This is a genomic window from Rhodococcus sp. A14 (assembly GCF_011603105.1).
GTDB classification, from domain to species: domain Bacteria; phylum Actinomycetota; class Actinomycetes; order Mycobacteriales; family Mycobacteriaceae; genus Rhodococcus_F; species Rhodococcus_F opacus.
Map to the genome: position 1 here is coordinate 13,606 of NZ_JAAOQS010000031.1, position 15,961 is coordinate 29,566.

A 15,961-nucleotide genomic window follows, 5' to 3' on the forward strand; every position below is an offset into this window, starting at 1 on the left:
AGGGTGCTGCCCGCGCTCCCGAGGGAATGGCCGGACTGGCGAAGGGCCTGGCGGTCATCGAGGCCTTCGGCATCCGCCACCCGCAACTGACCGTCACCGACGCCGCTCAGCGGACGAACACCTCCCGCGCCGCGGCGCGCCGCTGCCTGCTCACTCTCGTCGAGCTCGGTTACCTGACCCACGACAACGGAAACTTCCGACCGACACCCAGGATGCTTCGGCTCGGCGGCGCCTATCTGGACACCGCGCCACTGCCGCAACTTGCCCAGCCGCAGTTGGCCGAGGCCCGCGATGCGCTGGGCGAGTCGGTGTCGCTCGCGGTTCTCGAAGACGGGTGGTCCCTGTTCGTCGCCCGCGCCGAGGCCGCACGGATCGTCGCGACCGGAGTCCGGGTCGGCGCCAAACTGCCCGCCCACAGCTCCGCGACCGGTCGAGTACTGCTGGCCGGACTCCCCGATACGCAACTCGACGACTACCTCCGAGAATGCCACCCGCAGCCCCGCACACCCAAGACGCTGACCGATGTCGATGCCATCAGCGAGCGAATCCTGACGGCGAGGGAGAGCGGCGTGGCCTGCACCGACGAAGAAATCGAACTCGGCATGCTGTCGATAGCCGTACCGGTCCGGACTGCCCGGGGCGAAACCGTGGCGGCAATGAGTGTCAGTACGTCCACAGCCAGAACCACCCTGCACGACATCCGTGAGGCAGCCGTGCCCGTACTGAACAAATACGCAGCAAGACTCGGCCGGCTTCTGTGAGATCCCACCCAGACTGCAACTCACACCCCCCGCGTTACGGAGAAGCGTGCGACGCTCCCAGCGTGTCTGTGTCGACGCATGCGGGGCTCCCCTGCGGGAGGTGACTTCCGGTTGTGCTGGAGTCATTGTCTGTCGTGGCCGATGAGGTCATGAGGGCGGCGAAACCGACGCGGGCAATAGCGACGCGGCCATGAGCGCGCACAGGAGGGCCGAGCCTTTCAGGACCTGTGCGGGTACGGAGGCGACACGACGGAGCCGAGTGCGATGATCGACGGTGATCGGAACCGGGAGACCGAGCAGCGCCAGGACCCCACGTGCTTCGGATGTTCGCGGGACTTGCCGATCAGGTACATCGAGTCGGCCGACGCCATCAGGAACACCAAGGTCAGCCTTTCCGCCACCAGACCTCGGGGATGGAGCCGTGACCCGTTGGGTCTGGCTGGGAACGGGGTTGTGTCGCAGGGGTGGACTTCCGCTCAATCATCGTGAAAGCGCGAGGTTCTGCGCACCCACGGTGCAGTGTGGCATTTGGGGACACCCGCACACCGTCTCTCTGCAGACCAGAGTTAGCTTCTGTACAACAGTCACGTGATGTGCTTCACTTTCGGGGCCAGGTGTGACGGGACTACAGAAGGAATCGGGTCGATATGGGCAGTAGTTCGCTGAGTCGGCGGGATTTCATGAGAGTGACGGCGGCTCTGGGGGGTCTCCTTGCTGTGGGAGCCGGCGCAGGGTGTGCTACCCAGTCCCGAGGTAGGGACGGCGTCTACCGAGGTGACGTCGCCATCACGGGGTTGGCGAGCCTGATCCATTCGGCCCCGTTTCTGATCGCAGCGTCCGAGGGCTACTACGAAGAAGAGATGCTGGCGCTGGAGAACGTTCAGTTCCCGGGTGGGCTGGACACCGTGCGGGGAATCGGCTCCGGGATCGGATTCGGCACTTCGGCGACGATTCCGGTGTTCATCGCCGTGGAGCGCGGACTCGACGTCAAGGCGTTCGGGAACGTCTACACCGCGGCATCTGTGGACTTCATCGCCCCCGCTGACTCCCCGATCAACACGATCGAAGATGTTCGGGGCCGCACCATCGGTGTGAGCAGCCCGGGATCGAACTCGACCGACTTCGCCGAGAAGACGCTTCGATTGGCGGGTTTGACACCCGGCGTCGACGTCGAGTTGCTCAGCGTCGGATCCGCGAGCGATTCGTGGACCGTCGCCTCCCAGGGCGTTGTCGATGTCGCGTGGACTGCGTCCCCGCTGTCCGAGCGCATCATCGCCGAAACCGGCGCGAAGGTGATCTGGCGATCCCGGGACTACGTCCAGGACTGGTCGGACACCTGCCTATGTGCCACCACCCCGTTCATCGAAAAGAATCGGGACGTCTTGGCGGGGTGGATGCGTGCCGTGGGTCGCGGTATCGAGATGATCGATACGGATCTCGAGCGGGCGGCCGAAATCTATGGCCGCGCAATCAAGTACAAGCCCGAGATCGCCCTGGCGGCGTTGGAGAATTCGCGAGGTTTCTTCAGTCTCGACTTCGCGCGCCCGCAACTCGAAGCGGTCGTGGCCTCGGGCGTCGAGGCCGGACGACTCGGCGGCAAGGTCGATATTGACGCAGTTGTAGTCGAACTATAAGGCGGGAAGAGAACATGACCACTACACAAGTCGAATCGAAGAACGTCTCTTTCGACGGTATCGGTATGACTTTCGATTCCGACACCGGGCGGACCGAGGCCGTGCGTAACGTCACGGCATCGATCGCGGAGGGCCAGTTCGTATCGGTCATCGGTCCGAGTGGATGCGGAAAGAGCACCTTGCTGGACATGGCCTGTGGCTTACTTGTTCCCTCGCATGGACGGGTGACCATCGATGGGGAGATTGTCACAGGGCCCCGTAAGGACACCGCCATGGTGTTTCAGGAAGACTCGACCCTGCACTGGCGAAGTGTTCTCGACAATGTGGCTTTCGGGTTGGAAATCAAGCACGTCGACAAGGACGAGCGCCTGGAAAAAGCGCGTGCGATGATCGAACTGGTCGGCTTGAAGGGTTTCGAGAAGCACCGGCCCGGGCAGCTTTCCGGAGGTATGCGTCAACGCGTGGCGATCGCCCGTGCACTCGCCACGGATCCTCGAATTCTGCTGATGGACGAACCGTTCGGCGCTCTGGATCAGCAGACGCGACAGTTCATCGGGCGCGAGCTCTTGAAGATCTGGGAGCAGACCCACAATCGGGTACTCTTCGTTACCCACGACATCCAAGAGGCGATCTATCTGTCGGATCAGATCTGGGTGATGTCGGCACGTCCATCGGTGGTCCGAGAGGTGATCGACGTCGGGCTACCCCGTCCACGCCCGAGCGGCACACACGCCATGGCCAGATTCAAGGAACTCGAGGATCACCTGTGGTCGATCATCAAGGAAGAGGCCGCTAAGACACTGGGGCACGGGACGGATGCCACATGACTGTGACCTCGCCGCAGGCGGCCCTCCACGAAACGCCAAGGTCTGGATTCCGACGAGCGAAACATCGGGCACGCGTCGTACGTTGGACGATGCTGGTTGCTCTTGTGTTGTTGCTCGAGGCGGCAACGCGAACCGGCTGGATCGACCGCAATCAGATGGTCGCGCCGTCCGAGATACTCGCCCACGTCGCGGCAATCATCCCGAGCACCCACTTCGTCACCGATCTGACGCGGACGAGCGTGACCATACTTGCGGCGTTCGCACTGGGCGTGCTCGGCGGGGTGCCCCTGGGGGTATTGCTCTGGAGGGTCCGGGTCATCGGTCGAGTCCTCGAACCATTCATCGTCACCGGGTACGCGATGCCGACATTGCTGTTCTACCCGATTCTGGTCGCGGTGCTCGGACTCAACGCGGGACCAATCATCGTCATCGCGAGCACGATGGCCCTCATTCCAATAGCGCTGACCACGATGGTGGCGCTCGGAGACGTCAAACCGGTGCTGCACAAACTGGCGCGATCGGTCGATGCCTCGCGCCGGCAGCAATACTTCAAGGTGCTGTTCCCGGCCGCCACGCCGCTCATCTTTCCCGGGATCAAGCTCGGATTCATCTACGCAGTCATCGGCACCATCGCGATGGAGTTCATTCTGGCGTCGAAAGGCCTGGGGTTTCGTGCGGGCTTTATGTACCGCGAACTCTACGTCGCGGACATGTGGGCCTACATTGCCATTGTCGTGGTCTTCAGCATCGCAGTGAACAGTGCACTCGGCCTAGCTGAACGAGTCATTCGAAGGGACATGTTGTGAACGCCACCACGCTCAGCGCCGGAACCGAAGGCGAAGCAGGCAAACAGAATACGGAACAGCGGTTCCGCCTGTCACAGCGGTGGGCCGACAACCTCCTGCGAATACTCATCGTCATTGGGTTGATCGGTGTCTGGGCGCTTATTGCAGCGACCAGCGAACTTGTGCCGTCCCCGGGCGCGTCGATGTCGGCGGTATGGGGACTGTTCGCAGACGGTTCCATCTACAGGAATCTCAACGCCACGATGAGTGCTGTCGGACTCGGATTCGTCGTCGCAACAGCGGTGGGCTTCCCGACCGGATACATCATCGGGCGAAGCAAGTTTCTCGGTGATGTGTTCGATCCGATCATCGCGGGTGCCTTCGCCATACCACGCGTAATCTTCTTTCCGATCCTGCTGCAGATCTTCGGCCTGGGACTCGGAGCACAGTCGGCAATGGCCGCATTGGCCGCGGTGTTCCCCATCATCGTCTCGACGGCGGCGGGAGTACGCGCCATCAACCCCATCCTGCTCAAACTCGGCCGGGCCACCGGTGCAAGTCCGCTTCAGACAATGAGCAAAATCGTGGTGCCCGCGATGGCGCCCTCTCTCATGGTCGGTATCCGAATCGGCTTCAGCATTGCCTTCATCAATGTACTGATCGCCGAGTTCTTCGCCACCAGAGCAGGATTGGGGCAGATGGCGATGCTTGCGTACGGCAAGTTGGATCTACCGACGATGTACGGAGTGATCATGCTGCTGGTCTCGATGGCGCTGGTGGGCAACATCGCCCTGTGGGCCATCGAACGGAAGATCACCGACGCGGTCAACTGATCGCCGCACGCAACTATCCGAATCGGCAGTGGGCCTTTCCGGCCCATGCCCACACCCATTTTCCGGAGGACACTGATGAGCGCCTTGACTGCCGCAGCAGAGGAATACCAGCGGTTGCGCACCGAATTCCGGGAGAAAGGTCTGGGCGGCCGCATCGGCTTCGGCGTGCGGCCGGCAGTGGTGGTGGTCGACTTGATCACGGGCTTCACCGATCGCCGTTCGCCGCTCGCAGGTGACCTCGATACCCAAATCGACGCAACGAAGACTCTCCTCGCGCTCGCGCGAAAGGCGCAGGTGCCGATCATCTTCTCCACAGTGGCCTACGACGCGGAACTCCAAGAGGCCGGCGCCTGGATCGGCAAGATCCCCTCGAACAAGTATCTGGTCGAGGGCAGTCAATGGGTCGAGATCGACGAGCGGCTCGAACAACAGCCAGGTGAGACGACATTGGTGAAGAAGTACGCATCGTGCTTCTTCGGCACCGACCTGGCCGCTCGGTTGATCAGCCGCCGGATCGACACCGTGATCATCGTGGGCTGCACCACGAGCGGATGTGTTCGTGCCACCGCCGTAGACGCCTGCTCGTACGGGTTCCACACTATAGTGGTCGAGGACGCAGTGGGAGACCGGGCGGCACTACCGCACACTGCCAGCCTCTTCGATATCGACGCCAAATACGGTGACGTCGTCGGACTCGACGAGGCCAGCGCCTACCTCGAGAGCGTTCCGTCGTAGAACTGACGGTCGCACAGTGCCCGCGAGAACGAACCTCGACGGGTGGACCGGACACTCACCCGAGCGCTGCCGCTAGCTGATCAGCCGCGTCCGTCAGGGCGCGGCCGATGCTGCGTACCTGTGCCGGGCGCAGGCGGTGCTTGGGCGCTGAAACATTCATTGCCAGGCGCATGCCGGGGGCATTCGTCGGAACCGAGACAGCCACGGAAGCAACACCTTCCTCTGATTCCTCCCGGTTGACCGCGTACCCGTTCCTTCTGACCTCTTCCAGTTGGGCTTCGAGCTCGGTCCGCGTGTTGATGGACTGTGGAGTCACCTGTTCCAGTTCCTCGGTCGGGTACAGCTGATGCAGTTCGTCGAGGGAAAGTTCCGCCAGCATGGCCTTCCCGGTGGACGTGCAGTGCGCCGGCATGACCTTGCCCAACCGGGACGCAACCCGGACTGCAGATGGGCTCTCCAGGGCGGCGATGAAGCGCACGGTTCGACCGTCGAGTGCCCCGATATGGACAGTTTCACGCAGTTCCTCGCTGAGGGTGCGCAGGATCGGTGCCGCCGTCTGAGGAATGTCGAGCCTGGCAAAAATCGCAAACGCGACCCCCGTGAGCGCTGGGCCCGGACGATAGGCCTTGCTGGCCGGATCCTGCCGAATGAAGCCCCGGTACTGGAGCATCGCCAGAAGTCGGTGAGCCGTCGACGACGCAACTCCGAGGTACTGGCTCGCCTCGGTCAGCCGAATTTCGGGCTGTTCACCGAGCAGCAACAGCAGACGAAGTGCGTTGTCGACGGATTCGATCGGGTACTGCGGTGGTATCGCCTCCGGCGCCTGTTGCCGTGGACCGTGGTTCTGCATAGCAGAGAGCATACGTGTCAGGTCGGGTTTGCGGTCGACCTGACAGCAGGTGGAATGCGCGTACGCGCAGGGGGTTGACTCGTCGGGCTCAAGAGAGCAACATCTATCTAACAGAAGGCACTTCTGCATAGCAGAGAGACTGCCATCGTCGATCGAAGAGGAATGAACCTTGGAACCCCGGACGACCCACCACGTGCAAGCGATGGAAGACATTCGCCGCGGCATGATCCCGGCGCACATCTACAACGACAAAGAGATTTTCGAGCGTGAGAAGGCGACCGTCTTCAGTCGATCGTGGTTGTTCGTCGCGCACGAATCTGAGGTACCGCAGGCGGGGGACTACGTTGTCCGCCGGGTGCTCGAGGATTCATTCATCATCTCCCGCGACTCCAAGGGTGGGATTCGGGCGATGTTCAACATGTGTCTGCACCGCGGGATGCAGGTGTGTCGCGCGGAAATGGGAAACGCGTCGAACTTTCGCTGCCCCTATCACGGTTGGTCGTACCGAAACGACGGCCGCATCATCGGACTGCCGTTCCACGAGGAGGCGTACGGGGGCGAGGAGGGCTTCAAGAAGAAGGGCCAGACACTCCTCCCTGCACCCAATCTCGACAGCTACAACGGAATGATCTTCATCAATATGGATCCGAACGCCGAATCGCTGTCGGACTATCTGGGCGACTTCAAGTTCTACCTCGACTACTACACCAAGCAGAGCGAGTCGGGGCTCGAGGTACGAGGCCCGCAGCGTTGGAGGGTCAAAGCGAACTGGAAGATCGGAGCCGAGAATTTCGCGGGCGACATGTACCACACGCCGCAGACACACACCTCGGTCGTCGAGATCGGCCTGTTCCGCGAACCCAAAGCGGAGAAGCGCAAGGATGGAGCAACCTACTGGGCAGGACCAGGTGGGGGAACGACGTACAAGTTGCCCGACGGCACCTTCGACGAGCGCATGCAGTACGTGGGATACACCGCGGAGATGACCGACCGGGCCAAGGATGTGTGGTCGGACGAGCAGCAGCGAGTAATCGGCGCGGACGGCTTCATGATCTCGGCAGCATCGGTGTTTCCGAACCTGAGCTTCGTCCACAACTGGCCGAAGGTCGAGGACGGCGACGACGTCCTGCCGTTCATCTCCATTCGACTCTGGCAACCGATCAGTGAGAACGAGACCGAGGTGTTGTCCTTCTTCGCGGTCGACCGGAGCGCGCCGGAAGAATTCAAGAAGAAGTCGTACAAGGCATACCTGATGTGCTTCGGATCCACCGGCATGTTCGAACAGGACGATGTCGAGAACTGGGTATCGCTGACGAACACCTCCGCAGGATCGATGGCGCGGCGCCTGCTACTCAACAGTCGCATGGGTCTGCTCGAGGACGGGACACGCGTCTCCGAGGAGCTCACCGCCGACGAGTTCCACGGCCCCGGGACGGCGCAGGTCGGATACAACGAGGCCAATCAGCGCAAACTTCTCGAAATGTGGGCGGACTACCTCGAAAAGCCGGCACTGGAGGTGGGGCCGACATCGGTGGGAACCGACAATCCAGACGGTATCAGGCCGATGACTCCGACGAACGGCAGCTGCGACCACGCCGCCGGCACCCACAGCAAGGACGCGACTGTCAACGGGGCGGTGCTGGCATGACCACGTCTGTGCGAGCTACCAGTACCGGTTACAGCCGCGTAGGTGAAGGCTCGACCTATTCGGAGCAAGCCGTGCTGGGCGACCATGCATCGCGCGTCACGCGTACTGGAACTCCGCTGCGGTTCGACGATCGACGGCACCTGGACGCGCACCAATTCTTGATCGACGAGGCATATCTGCTCGACGCACAGGAATACGAAACCTGGCTTGACAACATCACCGACGATATCCACTACATCATGCCGGTTCGGGTAACCGCGGCGCTCAACTCGGGATTCGACACCTCGCCAGGAATGGCACATTTCGATGAGAACAAGTATTCGCTGAGCCGGCGGGTCGCGCGGTTCGTCACCGAGCACGCGTGGACCGAGGATCCCCCGTCACGACTGCGCCACTACATCACCAACATCCGGACCTTCCTCACCGACGCCGAGGACCACCTCGTCGTCGAAAGCGCCGAATTGCTGTTTCGCAGCAGAGGGGATGTCAATGAGTCGGCACTCGTCTCGTGTGGACGGGAGGATCTGCTGAGGCGCGTAGGTGACGAATGGAAGCTCGCACGACGCACCATCTTTGTCGACGAGTCCGTGATGCGGATGCAGAATCTCGCGGTGTTCCTATGAGCTTGCAGTGGGAAGGCGAGGAGCAGGACGCACGCGCCGCGCGCCGTGCCACAGACGAGTTCGCGCAGCTCTTGGCTGGTGCCGTCGGTGATCCGCTGACCATCGCCAACGAATTCGCCGAGGTCAGCGTGCACAAGGTGGCGACCCGCAACGGCGTACGGCTGCTGGTGCACGCCCCGAAGTCCGGGCAGTGGGTCTGTGTGGACCCGCTGGAACTCGAGGCGCTGACCTGGCAGAACCCGGCCACCTTCGCCGCGATGGTGGGAAACATGTTTGCTCCGTTGATCGCAGAGGGAGACAACGAATGACTGGCTGGCTCGACGGCAAGCGGGCACTTGTCGTTGGCGGGGGCTCGGGGATCGGGCGAGCAGTCGTCGATGCGTTCCTCGCCGAAGGCGCGTGCGTCGCGGTACTCGAGCGTGACCCGAACAAGTGTCGGGTGCTGCGCGAACACCTACCCCAGGTACCGGTCATCGAAGGTGACGCCACACGCGCGGCGGACAACGACGCTGCCGTCGCGGCTGCGGTCGCCGAGTTCGGAGGGCTCGACACACTGGTCAACTGTGTCGGGATCTTCGACTTCTACCAGGGCATAGAGGACATCCCCGCGGACACACTCGACGTGGCGTTCGACGAGATCTTCCGAACCAACGTGCTCAGCCACATGCACTCGGTCAAGGCCGCCGTACCGGAGCTGCGCAAGCACCGCGGATCGTCGATCGTGCTGGCGGAGTCTGCCTCGTCGTTCTATCCCGGACGAGGCGGAGTGCTCTACGTGTCTTCCAAATTTGCCGTACGCGGGCTGGTCACCACCCTGGCTTACGAGCTCGCCCCAAATATTCGCGTCAACGGAGTCGCCCCAGGCGGCACGTTGAACACCGACCTGCGCGGGTTGGCGAGCCTGGGACGCGACGCCGATCGACTCGACGACAATCCGAATCGTGCACGCGAGTTGGCGGCGCGGACACCGCTCAACGTGGCCCTCTCAGGTGAGGACCATGCGTGGAGCTTCGTCTTCTTCGCTTCCGACAGATCCCGAGGAATCACCGCAGGCGCGACGCATCCCGACGGCGGCTTCGGAATCGGAGCCCCCAAACCTTCGACCCGCTGATACGAGTTCGACCAGTTCGGAAAGAGAGGAAACCGCGATGGCTGTCGTCAAAGCGAATCTTGGTGCATGTCAGGGATATGCCAATTGCGTCGTCGCTGCCGACGACTACTTCGACATCGACGACGATGGTGTCGTCGAACTGTTGAGTGTGGAGGTCCCCGAATCGGAACGGGGACGCGTCGACAGTGCTGCCCGGTCCTGCCCGGTCTCCGCGCTCTGGATCGAAGACTGATGCCGGAATCGACCACGGTCATCGTCGGTGCATCGATCGGTGGTGTCCGAACTGCGCAGGCACTGCGGTCGGAAGGGTATCCGGGCGCCATCGTTCTCCTGGGTGCCGAAGGTGAACTGCCCTATGACAAGCCGCCGTTGTCGAAGTCGATCCTGGCAGGTGGCTCGACGATGGCCGAGATTACGTTGTTGACCACCGAACAGGCTCGGGAACTCGATCTCGAGCTTCGGTTGGGCCAACCAGCCGTAGGGCTGAGCACGGCAAACCGGTATGTCGAACTCGCAGACGGTACGAGGGTCGCGTTCGACAACCTGGTGCTCGCCACCGGCGCTCGCGCCCGGCCGTCACCGTGGGGAACGCCGAACGGCCTGCACGTGATACGAACAGCCGCGGACGCCCGCGCACTACGACGCCATTTCGGCACCACCGACCACCTCGTCATTATCGGCGGCGGCTTCATCGGCGCGGAGACCGCGGCAACCGCGGTCGAACTCGGGATGCGCGTGACGCTGGTGGATCCAGAACCCGTGCCCATGGCACGCGTGATGGGTGCGGAGATCGGCGAGCTGTTCATCGACCTCCATCGGCGTCGCGGCGTCGACACCAGATTCGGGGTCGGTGTCGAGTCCGTGCACGGTGAGCACGGGTCCTTCGCGATCGGCTTGTCCGACGGGTCGACGCTCGCCGCCGACACGGTGGTCGTCGGAATCGGGGCGATACCGAACGACGACTGGCTCGAGTCCTCCGGTCTGGAGGTGAGCAATGGTGTGGTGTGTGACGTGTACTGCCGTGCAATCGGTCACGACAACATCTACGCAGTCGGCGACGTGTGCCGGTTCGACAACACCCGACGCGGCGGTTCGACCCGGTTCGAGCACTGGACGAACGCGGTGGAGCAAGCTGTCGTGGTCGCCCGGAATATCGCTCGCCCGGACGAGAAGATGCGCCACGAACCGGTCGAATACGTCTGGAGTGATCAGTACGACTGGAAGATACAGACGGTCGGACTGGCGGGCTCGTCGACGCACACTGTCATCGGCGAGGTGACGAACAAGGCTAAGTTCGCGGTCTGCTACCCCGACGAGAAAGGCAGACTGACCGGGGTCGTCGTCGTCAATTGGCCGAAAGCGCTTGTCACCGCCCGCAAAGCGATCGCACTCGGGGTCGAATATGTCGAGTTTGCGGAACGTCTCGAGGCAATGACGGTGTCAGCCCGCACCACGGTCAAGGAAACCACATGAACGAGAAGGGTATCGAGGGTGCACGGGTCGTCGTAGCCGAGGCGTGCAGGGTTGCCGCTGCCCGGGGTTTGATGGAGGGCATCCTGGGCCACATCAGCTTCAGAGTCTCCCATGACCTTCTGCTCATCAGGTGTCGCAGTGCAGACGACACCGGCGTGGCCTATACACGCCCGGCCGACATTCGACTCGTACGATTCGACGGAACAGCTGGCGCTCCAGGTGAACTCGACAACGGCTATCAGGTACCTAAGGAGTTGCCCGTTCACGTCGAGTCGATGCGGGCCTCGCCCGACATCCGAGCTGTAGCGCACCTGCACCCCCCGTCGATTGTTGCAGCCGACCTAGCGGGTATCTCGCTGCGGCCCATCTACGGGGCGTACGACATCCCCGGTGCAGTTCTTGCGCGGGGTGGGGTGCCGGTGTACCGCCGCGCGGTGTTGATTCATCGCACCCAACTCGGCAAGGAAATGGTGACGGCGATGGGCGATCGGCCCGTCGTCATCTGCCGCGGACATGGCATCACCTCCGTCGCGTCGTCGGTGCAACAGTCGGTTCTGCAGGCCGCCAGCCTGGAAGAGCTGGCGCGCATGTCCTTGGCTGTCGTGAGCGCGGGTGGCACGCTCGTCGACATCGACGACGCCGATTGGGAGGATCTTCCCGACCTGGGCGCCAACTTCAACACCGGCGCAGTCTGGCGACACGAGGTTGCACGCGCAGCGACGGTATAGGCCAATCGTGGGTACCGACGGTAATTGTCAACCTACTTGAGACACGTGCGTGTTGATTCCTTACGAGTGCGGCGTCTAAACACGGGGGCGTCGAACCACCGACCAGGATCACCTCGTCGGGGTCGTTGGCGGTGACTTTGGCGTCACTCATCGCCTGCTTCACGGGGTCGAGGCAGCGTTCCACCAGATCCGCCGTCAGATCCTCGAACTTCGATCGCATGATCGTGGTGGTGAGGTGCTTGGGACCGTTCGCGTCTGCGGTGACGAAGGGCAAGTTGACCTGGGCCTGGGTGACCGAGGACAACTCGACCTTGGCTTTCTCCGCGGCCTCGAAGAGGCGCTGCAATGCCTGCGCATCCTTGCGCAGATCGATATTCTCCGCACGCTGGAATTCGTCGGCGAGGTAGTCCACCAGGCGTCGGTCGAAGTCGTCGCCGCCGAGGTGGGAGTCGCCGGCCGTGGAACGGACCTCGACCACTCCCTCGCCGACGTCGAGCAGGCTCACATCGAAGGTGCCGCCGCCGAGGTCGAAGACCAGTACGGGTTCGTGGGTCTGCTGACACTGCGGGCCCCACGCCCCCGAGGCCGGTTATCACGCTCGCGACACCCAGCCTCGGGGGTGACCACAGTTACTCGCCCCGACCCACGGAGAAGTCACCAAAAGGGGCGCACGGGCGGCGAAGCCGCCTACGTGGAAGTCGGTGACAATCGCTCCTGTCCCGCGGCTTCGTCGGTGTCGGACAGATCTTGCCGGTAGGTCTCCCGCATGGCGATCACACAGACGACGGAGATGGCGCACATTGCGACCATGAACAGCGCGACGGCGACGTAGGAGCCGGTGCGATCCAGCAGGTACGTGGCGACGATCGGCGCGGGAGCGCTCGAGGCAAGGGTGCCGATCGTGTACCCGAAGGAGATTCCGGTGTAGCGGATGCGGGTGTCGAAAGCTTCGGCGAAGAAGGCTGCGAGCGGGCCGTAGGAGGTCGAGAAGGCGAGACAGAACGCCACGAACCCGACCATCGCCAGCAGGAAGGATCCGCTGTTCACCAGCCAGAACCACGGAAAGGTGAACAGCAGCATGGCGACGACTCCGGCCAGGAACACCGGCTTCCTGCCGTAGGAGTCCGACAGTTTGCCGAAGAACGGCAGCGCGACGAACGTGACCGCCATGGCGACGAGGACGAGTGTCAGCATCTGGTTGCGCGTGTAGCCGACCTGCGCGACGCCGTAGCTGAGACCGAATACCGTGGTGCCGTAGAAGGTGACCCCGATGGCGAAGTAAGCACCGCAGGTCAGGAGGACCTGCTTGGGGTAGTGGCGAAGGACCACCCCGATGGGCAGCTTCTCCAACTTTGCGTTCTTCTTGACGCGATCGAAGTTCGGGCTTTCGCCGACGTGCAGTCGGACGAAGAGGCCGATCGCGACGAACGCACCCCCGATCAGGAAGGGAATTCGCCAACCCCAGGATTCGAACGCTTCGGGAGAAAGCCCGGCCATCAACAGGAAGACTGTGTTGCCCAACATCAATCCCGCCGGCACTCCCATCTGTACCCAGCTGCCGTAGTAGCCGCGTTTGCCGGCAGGCGCGTGTTCGACGGCCATGAGAATCGCCCCTCCGATCTCGCCCCCGAGCGCGAGGCCCTGCACGAAGCGCAGGGTCACGAGAATGATCGGCGCGGCGACGCCGATGGACTGGTAGCTCGGGAGCAGCCCGACTCCGAGGGTGGTGAAGCCCATGATGGTCAGGGTGATGACGAGCATCGACTTCCGTCCGATCCGATCACCGAAGTGGCCGAACACCACTCCGCCGATCGGACGCGCAACGAAGGCGGCGGAGAACGTGGCGAAGGCGAGCAAAGTGCCGATCAGGGAGTCGAACTCGGGGAAGAAGATCTTGTTGAACACGAGTCCGGCCGCGGTGCCGTAGATGAAGAAGTCGTACCATTCGACTGTCGTACCGACACCGCTGGCAAATCCGACTTTCGAGGTTTGGGACATTGTGAACATGTATGGCCTCCGTTGCCACGATTGCGGAATGATTCCTGCGGCTCGAATGTATGGGTGATCCAGCACACACAACATCTCCAGGTGGAGAGGTGGGGATGTGTTGCCTGGTGAACGAATTGCGTTCAGAGCAAGCGAAGTTCGTGGGCACGCGCAATGGCTTCGACGCGATTGCGCGCGTTCAGTTTCTGCATGGCGCTCTGCAAATAGGTTTTTACGGTGTTCCGCGCAAGGGACAGTTCCTGAGCGATTTCGGGGTTGCTGTTACCCATTGCCGCGAAACGCAGCACCTCGTATTCGCGCCGGGTCAGGCCGGCTCGGTACAGAGCTTCGGATGTCACGACTCTTCGCGATCCGGCCAGTCGCGGGTCGACAACCCGGATTCCGCCGGACACGCGGTGAATGGCTGTGGCGAAGTCCTGCCCGCTGATGTCCTTGACGAGGCATCCGTCCGCACCCGCCTCCATCAACAGATCGATGGCGCCGTGATCGGCGAACGCGGTGAACAGCAGTATCCGCGCGTGCGGCGCGACCCGCCGTAGTCGCGGAATGAGTTCGGGTGCAGGGATATCGGGAAGTCGAAGATCGAGGAGGATGACGTCGACGGGGAGGGCGCGGGCCAGCTCGACCGCCGCGGCCCCGGTCAGTGCACCTCCTACGACTTCGAGGTTCACGTCCTCCCGCGCGAGAAGTTCCACCCCCCCCCCCCCGCGCACGATCGGATGATCGTCGACGACGAGGATACGGATCGTCTTCGACGGCTCGGTCATGCACCCGACCCGTCGATTGCGTCTACCCAGCCGCGCACGGTGGTGCCGCTTTCGTCGTCGCTGACTACGGACATGCCGCCACCGAGCCGCTCGAGCCGTCCTGCGGCCAGCCCGAGCCCCAATTGACTTCCTCGCACCGGGTCGTCGGCCCCGTCCACGCCCCGGCCGTCGTCGCTGATGACGACCGTCACTCTGCCCGACCGAACCGACAAGCTGACCACCACTGTGGATGCGTCGGCGTGCTTTTCGACGTTGACGAGCGCCTCCCGGACCAGTCGCTGGAGGGCCTCGACGCGGCTCACGTCGAGATCCGGAGATTCGGTCAGCGGTACGAAACGGGCCGGGATACCGGTCCGAAGCGCGAACGACTGGCAGTCCTCCTCGATGCCGACTGGGAGTTCCCGCTCGGGGGGTCGCGCGCTGAGGTCGGTCAGCGACCTGCGAATCGACGCATTGACGGCGTGTACCTGATCAGTGATCTCCTGCAGCCGATCGTGGATCGCCTGAGCGTCGCCCAGTGCACGCAGACTCTGCAGTTCGGCACCGATCCGGAAGAGGACCGGGCTCACGGAATCGTGCAGGGATTCGGCAAGCCGATTCCGTTCGGCCTCGATCGCGAGCTCCGTCTGGGCTGCGGCCCTCTGTGCGCTGACGAGAGTGACGGCGGCAGTCGCGGCGGTCGATTGGATCTCCGCGATGACTCGATCACCGAATGACGAATATTCGCGGGTGCCGACGTACACGGCACCGAGGACACGACCTTCGTACACCATGGGCACTGCGAGCATTCCTCGCAGTGCCTCCTGCGCCACGAGCGCGTCGAAGTCGTGAGTGATTCCGGCGTCGGACAGGTAGTCCCGGACCCAGACAGGTTTCTGCAGCATGATGCTCTTTCCGCCCAGTCCGACGCCTTCCGGCACCACCAGTCGGTGCAGGGCGTTGCTCTTTGTCCCCTGCCAACTGCGGTGAACCATCGCGCCGTCGACCTCGATGCGCCCGACGAGCGACATGTCGAAGTCGCCGATCTCCCGGATGCGCTGACCTGCCGTGGTCATGGCCGCCGCTTCGTCGGTCAGGACGAGCAGTTCGGCACGCGAGAGCGCGAGGTCGTCGAGGATGGACGTCCTGACGTCCGAGTGCTTGAACTCGTGAGCTGCGGTATGCGTACTTTCCGACACC

At 62.9% G+C, this 15,961-nt stretch carries 18 protein-coding genes and 1 pseudogene; 13 read left to right on the forward strand and 6 right to left on the reverse strand.

Going from position 1 to position 15,961, the window contains the following annotated elements; translation table 11 throughout:
• Positions 1–26 precede the first annotated feature (26 nt).
• The gene (locus tag G9373_RS18120; RefSeq protein WP_005256011.1) at positions 27–761 is read left to right on the forward strand and encodes an IclR family transcriptional regulator C-terminal domain-containing protein; all 735 of its coding nucleotides are present in this window, start codon (positions 27–29) and stop codon (positions 759–761) included.
• A gap of 218 nt (positions 762–979) precedes the next feature.
• Here G9373_RS18120 and G9373_RS18125 read toward each other — a convergent pair whose 3' ends face one another.
• Entirely contained in the window at positions 980–1,162 is a 183-nt protein-coding gene (locus G9373_RS18125) for a hypothetical protein (protein ID WP_037203489.1), read from the reverse strand.
• Between the two features lie 246 nt (positions 1,163–1,408).
• Here G9373_RS18125 and G9373_RS18130 point away from each other — a divergent pair, with 246 nt between their 5' ends.
• From G9373_RS18130 to G9373_RS18150, 5 genes are all read left to right on the forward strand, one after another.
• Entirely contained in the window at positions 1,409–2,395 is a 987-nt protein-coding gene (locus G9373_RS18130) for an ABC transporter substrate-binding protein (protein WP_120660235.1), read from the forward strand.
• Positions 2,396–2,409: 14 nt separating this feature from the next.
• Positions 2,410–3,222, forward strand: coding sequence for an ABC transporter ATP-binding protein (locus G9373_RS18135; protein ID WP_005256009.1), 813 nt, complete (start codon positions 2,410–2,412; stop codon positions 3,220–3,222).
• A complete protein-coding gene (locus G9373_RS18140) occupies positions 3,219–4,028 on the forward strand; it encodes an ABC transporter permease subunit (RefSeq protein WP_240482956.1) in 810 nt (269 codons plus the stop codon). Before G9373_RS18135 ends, G9373_RS18140 begins: the two co-directional genes overlap by 4 nt.
• Positions 4,025–4,840, forward strand: coding sequence for an ABC transporter permease (locus tag G9373_RS18145; protein ID WP_005256007.1), 816 nt, complete (start codon positions 4,025–4,027; stop codon positions 4,838–4,840). The genes G9373_RS18140 and G9373_RS18145 overlap by 4 nt, the downstream gene beginning before the upstream one ends.
• A 75-nt stretch (positions 4,841–4,915) precedes the next feature.
• Positions 4,916–5,575, forward strand: a complete 660-nt coding sequence (locus tag G9373_RS18150; protein WP_005256006.1) for an N-carbamoylsarcosine amidohydrolase — start codon at positions 4,916–4,918, stop codon at positions 5,573–5,575.
• Positions 5,576–5,630: 55 nt separating this feature from the next.
• Here G9373_RS18150 and G9373_RS18155 read toward each other — a convergent pair whose 3' ends face one another.
• Positions 5,631–6,425 (reverse strand): IclR family transcriptional regulator, encoded by a 795-nt coding sequence (locus tag G9373_RS18155; protein ID WP_005256005.1) that lies wholly within the window; start codon positions 6,423–6,425, stop codon positions 5,631–5,633.
• A gap of 202 nt (positions 6,426–6,627) precedes the next feature.
• Here G9373_RS18155 and G9373_RS18160 point away from each other — a divergent pair, with 202 nt between their 5' ends.
• The 7 genes from G9373_RS18160 to G9373_RS18190 are packed head-to-tail and all read left to right on the forward strand — an operon-like array spanning position 6,628 to position 12,008.
• Positions 6,628–8,073: an aromatic ring-hydroxylating dioxygenase subunit alpha gene (locus G9373_RS18160; protein WP_005256004.1), complete on the forward strand. Its 1,446-nt coding sequence runs from the start codon at positions 6,628–6,630 to the stop codon at positions 8,071–8,073.
• Positions 8,070–8,696 carry a 3-phenylpropionate/cinnamic acid dioxygenase subunit beta gene (locus G9373_RS18165; protein WP_206032343.1) on the forward strand — a complete coding sequence of 209 codons (627 nt, stop codon included), beginning with the start codon at positions 8,070–8,072 and terminating at the stop codon, positions 8,694–8,696. Before G9373_RS18160 ends, G9373_RS18165 begins: the two co-directional genes overlap by 4 nt.
• Complete coding sequence (locus G9373_RS18170; RefSeq protein WP_005574176.1) at positions 8,693–9,004, forward strand: hypothetical protein; 312 nt, start codon at positions 8,693–8,695, stop codon at positions 9,002–9,004. The genes G9373_RS18165 and G9373_RS18170 overlap by 4 nt, the downstream gene beginning before the upstream one ends.
• Positions 9,001–9,807, forward strand: a complete 807-nt coding sequence (gene hcaB / locus G9373_RS18175; protein WP_005256001.1) for a 3-(cis-5,6-dihydroxycyclohexa-1,3-dien-1-yl)propanoate dehydrogenase — start codon at positions 9,001–9,003, stop codon at positions 9,805–9,807. Before G9373_RS18170 ends, hcaB begins: the two co-directional genes overlap by 4 nt.
• A gap of 37 nt (positions 9,808–9,844) precedes the next feature.
• On the forward strand, positions 9,845–10,039 hold the full coding sequence (locus tag G9373_RS18180) for a ferredoxin (protein ID WP_005256000.1): 195 nt from the start codon (positions 9,845–9,847) through the stop codon (positions 10,037–10,039).
• Positions 10,039–11,280 carry an FAD-dependent oxidoreductase gene (locus tag G9373_RS18185; protein WP_005255999.1) on the forward strand — a complete coding sequence of 414 codons (1,242 nt, stop codon included), beginning with the start codon at positions 10,039–10,041 and terminating at the stop codon, positions 11,278–11,280. The genes G9373_RS18180 and G9373_RS18185 overlap by 1 nt, the downstream gene beginning before the upstream one ends.
• Positions 11,277–12,008, forward strand: coding sequence for a class II aldolase/adducin family protein (locus G9373_RS18190; RefSeq protein WP_167116037.1), 732 nt, complete (start codon positions 11,277–11,279; stop codon positions 12,006–12,008). Before G9373_RS18185 ends, G9373_RS18190 begins: the two co-directional genes overlap by 4 nt.
• 88 nt (positions 12,009–12,096) lie before the next feature.
• On the opposite strand, the pseudogene G9373_RS18195 reads toward G9373_RS18190, so the two are convergent.
• From G9373_RS18195 to G9373_RS18210, 4 genes and pseudogenes are all read right to left on the reverse strand, one after another.
• Positions 12,097–12,567, reverse strand: a pseudogene (locus G9373_RS18195) (Hsp70 family protein); the annotation flags it as partial.
• A gap of 128 nt (positions 12,568–12,695) precedes the next feature.
• Positions 12,696–14,015 (reverse strand): MFS transporter, encoded by a 1,320-nt coding sequence (locus tag G9373_RS18200; protein WP_182624298.1) that lies wholly within the window; start codon positions 14,013–14,015, stop codon positions 12,696–12,698.
• Positions 14,016–14,137: 122 nt separating this feature from the next.
• On the reverse strand, positions 14,138–14,782 hold the full coding sequence (locus G9373_RS18205; RefSeq protein WP_167116040.1) for a response regulator transcription factor: 645 nt from the start codon (positions 14,780–14,782) through the stop codon (positions 14,138–14,140).
• On the reverse strand, positions 14,779–15,960 hold the full coding sequence (locus tag G9373_RS18210) for a GAF domain-containing protein (protein WP_005560137.1): 1,182 nt from the start codon (positions 15,958–15,960) through the stop codon (positions 14,779–14,781). Before G9373_RS18210 ends, G9373_RS18205 begins: the two co-directional genes overlap by 4 nt.
• Position 15,961: the final 1 nt, after the last annotated feature.